This is a genomic window from Polaromonas sp. P3_B4, from assembly GCF_056402835.1.
The window spans coordinates 21,511-27,510 of the sequence record NZ_JBFUGQ010000007.1 but is presented as its reverse complement, the minus strand read 5'-3'; the positions used below and the strand labels follow the sequence as shown (position 1 = coordinate 27,510).

The 6,000-nt window shown below is 57.2% G+C and carries 4 protein-coding genes and 1 pseudogene; 3 read left to right on the top strand and 2 right to left on the bottom strand.

The features are described 5' to 3' along the window. The 3 genes and pseudogenes from AC1DVV_RS22905 to AC1DVV_RS22895 form a co-directional block, all read left to right on the top strand. Positions 1–188 (top strand): annotated as a pseudogene (locus tag AC1DVV_RS22905) (porin); the annotation flags it as partial. Positions 189–247: 59 nt separating this feature from the next. Beyond that, positions 248–1,429 carry an ABC transporter substrate-binding protein gene (locus tag AC1DVV_RS22900; protein ID WP_477702663.1) on the top strand — a complete coding sequence of 394 codons (1,182 nt, stop codon included), beginning with the start codon at positions 248–250 and terminating at the stop codon, positions 1,427–1,429. A 41-nt stretch (positions 1,430–1,470) separates the two neighbouring features. After that, the gene (locus AC1DVV_RS22895) at positions 1,471–2,244 is read left to right on the top strand and encodes an IclR family transcriptional regulator (RefSeq protein ID WP_457282000.1); all 774 of its coding nucleotides are present in this window, start codon (positions 1,471–1,473) and stop codon (positions 2,242–2,244) included. A 36-nt stretch (positions 2,245–2,280) separates the two neighbouring features. Here the strand turns inward: AC1DVV_RS22895 and AC1DVV_RS22890 are convergent, their stop codons facing one another. Continuing rightward, positions 2,281–4,152 (bottom strand): CocE/NonD family hydrolase, encoded by a 1,872-nt coding sequence (locus AC1DVV_RS22890; protein WP_477702662.1) that lies wholly within the window; start codon positions 4,150–4,152, stop codon positions 2,281–2,283. Positions 4,153–4,244: 92 nt separating this feature from the next. Then, positions 4,245–5,843 carry an ABC transporter substrate-binding protein gene (locus AC1DVV_RS22885; protein ID WP_477707265.1) on the bottom strand — a complete coding sequence of 533 codons (1,599 nt, stop codon included), beginning with the start codon at positions 5,841–5,843 and terminating at the stop codon, positions 4,245–4,247. Positions 5,844–6,000: the final 157 nt, after the last annotated feature.

Sequence of the window (6,000 nt, the reverse complement as noted above, 5' to 3'; positions counted from 1 at the left end):
CCAACTACATCCGCAAGGATGTCCAGAGCGATCCGGCGGGCAAGCTCAAGCGCTTCCAGGCGGGTTACTCCTACAAGATGAGCAACCGCACGTCGCTGTACGGCTTTTATGACCGCTCGGACCCGAACAACCGCGTCGCCAATGACGTGATCCGCGTTTACGGCGTGGGCATTCAGCACAACTTCTGAGCGCCAGGAGCTGGCGTAACTAGCTGATACGCAAAGCCCGCCTCCGGCGGGCTTTTGTCATGGACAACAGGAACGCCCTGGACGGGCTCCATCATTTTGAAAGCATGGATATGTCACTTAAACATTGGATCAGTACAGGCATTCTGGGAACAGTTTGTGCCGTTGCCTCATCCGCTCCGCAGGACATCGTGATCGGCCAGATCGGCCAGCTTAAAGATCCAAATTCCGCGGCAAGCCAGGTCAAGGTGGGCGTGCAACTGTATTTCGACGTCGTCAACGAGCGGGGTGGCGTTAACGGGGCGAAACTGAAACTTGTCACCAAAGACCGGGGACCTGACGGGTCGGACTCAGTGGAAAAAACACGGGAAATCATCCAGGAAGAAAAGCCTGTTGCGCTGATCGGATTTTCTGGGACCGCCCCTGTTGAAGCGCTGGTTCAGGAAAAGGTGCTGGCTGTGGCCGGCATTCCTTTGGTCGGGCCACGAACGGGGGCCGTCTCGCTTCATCAACCGGTGAACCCCTGGATTTTTCACACGCGCGCCAACTATGCCCAGGAGGTGCAGAAAATCGTGTCCCATATGAACATCATCGGGCACAAGCGCATCGCCGTTCTCTACGAAAAGAGCCCGTTTGGCATTGAAGGTTACGACCGGGCTCTACACGCGATCAAGGGGAAAAACCTTCAGCTCTCGGGCAGTGCGAGCTACGAATACGGCACGACCAATGTCAGTGAAGCGGTCGCAACGATTCTCAAGGCCAAACCCGACGCGGTTATTTCAGTGGCGACGAGTGCAGCGACCGCCGAGTTCTACAAGAATTTTCGCCAGGGTGGAAGTTCGGCGTTTGTCGTCGCGCTTTCGGTCACCGATGGTGCCGCTGTCGTAAAAAGAATCGGCAAACAGGCCGCCTACGGGCTGGGCATAGCGCTGGTGGTGCCTGATCCGTCGAGCAAAACCTCCACACTCATCAGGGAAATGCAGGAGGACCACAAGAAATTTGGCGTCCCTGGGTCTGATTTAAATCTGGCGGTGACCGAAGGCTATATTGCGGCCAGGGTACTGGCCGAAGGCCTGAAACGCGCCGGACCGAATCCCACTTCCGCAAAGCTGAAACGATCCCTGGAGTCGTTGAGGGATCTAAATCTCGGCGGATTCTCCGTCAACTTTTCCCCGACAAATCACTCAGGCTCGACTTATGTCGACGTCGTCGTACTAGGCCCTGACGGTAGAATGCTTCGCTAACTCAAACATACCCGTTGAAGCAAGCCAGCGGCAAGAAGGCAATGGACTATAACGTAGCGTCGGTAGATGAAGCACTCGGCTTATTGATGCTTGTAGCCCAGAATCCCGGCCTGGGTGTGACCGAGCTTTCCAAAAGATCGGGAATTACCAAAGCCAGGGCGTTCCGCCTTTTGAGCACGCTGGAGCGGCGCGGTTTCGTGCAGCGATCGGGTGATGCTGCGACCTACCATCTCGGCTACAACGCATTGCTTGTGGGGTTGGCTGCCGACGAACAGGTCAGCCTGGTCAGGCAGGCCAGCAAATATCTTCAGCAGCTGGCCAGCAAATTCAACGAGATTGTCCAGATCCGTGTCCGTGACGGCTTTGAATCCGTCTCTGTGGCCCGATGGGACTCTACGCACGATGTGCGCATCCATGGCTCTGTCGGCATGAGGCGGCCTCTTCACGGTGGCGCGTCGGGCAAAGTCCTGCTGGCCTATGCCCCCGCAGAGTTTTTGAACGACTTTTTCGCCCAGGACTTTCAGAAGTTCACCCCCAACACCATCGTTCAACGCGCCAAATGGAACGAGGAGCTGATCAAGATCCGCAAGCAGGGTTACGCCACTTCCCTGGGCGAAATCACGAATGAGGTGCTTTCCGTGGCGGCACCGGTGCGCGACGGAACATCAAAAGTCATCGCCGCAATGGCCATCTCCATTCCTTCAAGCCGCATCACGGCCAAAGGACTGGAAAAGCTGGCCAAGCCGCTGTGCGCGGCGGCCTACGACCTTTCGGTTGAGCTCGGTTATCGCCGCTCCGACGCCTCTGCCGATTAGCTGCAGCGCACCTGGTGGGGCGCGCTGCAGCCACCATTATTGAGAACGCTTCGGGATCACGGGAAGCACCACATGCGATGGATGCTGGCTGTTCATGTACACCTTGTTGAGCGCCGTTCTGCTCGTCGTCGCCTGCGCCTCGGGATCCCCGGTGTTCGGGTTGACGTCAAAGTGCGGAAAGTTGCTGCTCGAAATGTCCACCCGGATGCGATGCCCTGCCTTGAAAAGGTTGCTTGTCGGAAACGCCTCGATGCGGATGGGGTACACCGTTCCTGGCGTCATCAGCTCCGGGCGCTCCCATGAGTCCCTGTATCTCACCCGCAGAATCCCGTCGGTGAGGTTCATGGCGAAACCCTTTGGGTAGTCTTCGCTTTGCGGATACACATCGACCAGCTTGATGGTGAAGTCCGTGTCCGGGCAGTCAGAAGATATCCACAAGTTCGCCACCACCGGCCCTGTAATCTCAACATCCTCCACCAGCGGTTCGGTTGAAAAGGCAAGCACATCTTCACGGTCGGTCAGCGGGTAAAACGGTTCTGCGCAACCAAAGAAGCGCTCATCGGTCGTCTGGTCAAATGCACCGGCCAGTATTCCGGGCGGACGTGAAACCACGCTGCCGCCCAAGGTAGGAACCGGATTTTTGGGGTCGAACCGATACGCCAGCGCACCGTGATGCCTCTCGGGAAGAGAGGGGGACAGCGAACGATCAACGTGAAGATGGTAGGGCTTCCACTGCGTATCCGGAATCGGCCAGTCCTGCTCGGAGCGCCAGGTTCCGCCGTGGTCAAGACGCCCCTCGCTGTTTTTTCTGCCGGAGCCGCCGCCCATCACGAACAGCCTCACGTTGGCGTTGTCTTCAGCGGCCGGAAGGCCTTTCAGCCAGTGGTCAAACCATTTGAGCCTTGCCTCAAGAAAGCTTGTGGCAACGTGATGGCCAAAAGTGGATTTCTCGCCGAAATCCACATCGCCCGAATAGGTCAACCACCGGTTTCCGTGCACCCACGGACCAAAGACGAGCTTTACCGGAGCGCCGATTTTCTTGAGGCTGCCGTAATTTTCGGCTGCGGTGCGCGTATAGACGTCATACCAGGAAGACATATGAACTGTCGCCACATTCTTGAGGTGATGGTAGAACCCCTCCGCATAAATTCCGGGCTGCTTCCAGTACGCATCGAACGTACCACGCTCCCATTGATCGAAGAGAAACTCTTCATATTCCGGTGCTTCCGAAAGCGGTGAGTTCCCACGGCGCCATGGCATTCTTCTGAACCAGTCGTCGACGTCGATATTCTTCAAGGTGCTGGCGACGGCCGTATTTTCCGATCGCTGGGCAATGCTCGATGCGAAGAGAACGGCCCACGCGGCCTGCTTCAACTCATATGCCCCCCCCTGCCGGATGCCGCTTTGATAGCCATTTGAAAACCCCCCGGAGTCGACATACATGGCCAGCAGGCCAGGTGCGCCGGTAGACGCCAGGGCCATTTGCGTATGTGCCGCATAGGAAAGGCCCTTGGTTCCAATCCTGCCGTCGGACCAGGGTTGGCGCACAAGCCAATCACAGGTGTCGTGGCCATCGTTGGCCTCGCTCAGGTATTTCGTGAATGTGCCTTCGGACCCATATCTGCCGCGGCAATCCTGGTACACGACGATATAGCCCTGGGCGACAAAATACGTTGCCACCTCTTCACGCGACATGGGGCGCGTGCTCCCTGGTTCGCGTTCGGTGCGGCTTTCAAGGTGCTTCCCATAGGGAGTGCGTTCCATGATGACCGGGAGTGGTTTCGGATCTTCTCCCGCCTCTTGTCTCGGGCGATATATATCGGTCGAGAGCCTTACGCCGTCCCTCATCGGCACCATCACATTGCGTTCAATCACCACAGCAAGATTGCTGAACGTCGAGTCTTTCATTGATTACCCTGGTTCGGCTTGGATTGGAGCGCCACCGGTGCTGACACCAGCACCGGTGACCCCCTCACCTCACCCCTATTCGTTGATCTGTTTTACTTCGAAGCTGCGTCCTTGATGGCGCTGACTACCGTGTAGCCATCACTTCGCGGGACCATGCTCAGGCCTTTGCGCAATCCCCATGCCACCTTTGCGTTATGCACTGGAACGATGGCAACGTCCTCCGCGGCAAGCCTGGCGGCTGTTCGCTGCAGCTCTTCACGTTCCTTGTCATTCAATGTCTTTGACGCAGAGCGGATCGCTGCATCGAAATCCTTGTTGCTGTACCGGCCATAGTTGTTGGCTCCGGTCCCCTGGGCCTTGTCAAAGGTATGGACAACGGCGGTGTAAGGCTCCAGCGAATCACCGAGGATCGCACCGATGCCAAACATGGCCAGGCTGAATTCGGGCTCGCCGCCGGCTCCACCGCCTGTCGCCCGGGTAACGAAGTTGGCGTAGGGGAGTGTCCTTGCGTCGGTTTTTATCCCCGCCTGGGTCAACATCTGGGCAATTGCTTCGCAGACCCGTGCGTCGTTGAGGTACCGGTCATTGGTGCAGTGCAGAACCACCTTGAATCCGGAGGGGTAGCCAGCCTCGGCCAGCAAGGCTTTGGCGCGCGCCGTGTCCCCAGGCTGAAGCTTCAGTGCGGGCTCGTGGCCGGAAAAGCCGGCTGGAACGATCTGCGTCGCTGGTTCCGCATCGCCTTTCATGACGAACTTGTTAATGGCGTCCCTGTTGATGGCCACTGTGATGGCCTGGCGGACTCTTTTGTCCTGGAACGGGTTCTTGGCCAGCGGTTTCCCATCATGACTGGTGACATAAGGCGAAACCGTCCGAAATTGATCCATGGACAGGTAATTGAGTAGATAGGAGGTCGTAGAGACCACCGACACCTTGTCGCTTTTCTTCAAGGTCTCACTCAAGCCACCGGCAGCGCCATCAATGACATCGACGCTGCCGCCCAGCATTGCCGCCGCTCTCGCCGGTTCTTTCGGTATGAATTGATAAATCACTTTCGACCAGGCCGGTTTTGAGCCCCAGTACGTGTCGTTGCGCGTCATGGTCACTTGCTGGCTTGGGATGAGGCCCGCATACTTGAAAGGACCGGTCCCCACCGCTGCCTTCCCGCTCTCAAAGTCCGACTCCTTGATCTCCGCACCGCTTCCTTTCGGAATAATGGCGACGATACCCACGCTTTCAGGCAGGGTCGGGGCGGCTTCTTTCGTCTTGATGGTGAGCGTCAGCGGGTCCTGCACCCGGATACTGTCGATCGCCCTCAAATAGGTCTTGTACGTCCGCGGGCCGGTCAGCGCCTTGGCCCTGTCGAGCGAAAACTTCACGTCATTGGCCGTCATCGGCTCACCATTGTGAAATTTGACGCCGGGTCGCAACTTGAATTCCCATTGCTTCTCGTCGATCGCTTTCCAGGACAAAGCCAGCAGAGGAACGGGATGCAGTTTTTCATCCTGGCCAACCAGCGAGTCGTAGACGTTCATCCAGACGCTGCGATTTGCGGCGCCCAGAACGTGGGGATCGGCAGAAGTGACTTCAGCCTTGAACCCGATCCGTAGATCGGCAGCTGACGTCATACCCGAAAGCGTCACAGCCACAGCAGCCGCCAGCAACCGGCGGGGACAAGTTAGTGCGATTCCCATTCTGAAACTCCATGAAGTTAGGCCAGGCCTTTACAGCAAGGCAAATACAAATGTATCGTTGAATGATACATCGTATTGTTGTACGATACAACAACTCCGGAATTTTCGCTGCACCGGCCTTACAGAATCATCAGGCGGCGAAGGACTTTTGACCAGA

What these genes read in the sequence shown, in the direction of transcription:
- AC1DVV_RS22895 (WP_457282000.1), top strand. Translation starts at nt 1,471, where the DNA reads ATGGACTATAACGTAGCGTCGGTAGATGAAGCACTCGGCTTATTGATG.
- AC1DVV_RS22900 (WP_477702663.1), top strand. Translation starts at nt 248, where the DNA reads ATGGACAACAGGAACGCCCTGGACGGGCTCCATCATTTTGAAAGCATG.
- AC1DVV_RS22885 (WP_477707265.1), bottom strand. Translation starts at nt 5,843, where the DNA reads ATGGGAATCGCACTAACTTGTCCCCGCCGGTTGCTGGCGGCTGCTGTG.
- AC1DVV_RS22890 (WP_477702662.1), bottom strand. Translation starts at nt 4,152, where the DNA reads ATGAAAGACTCGACGTTCAGCAATCTTGCTGTGGTGATTGAACGCAAT.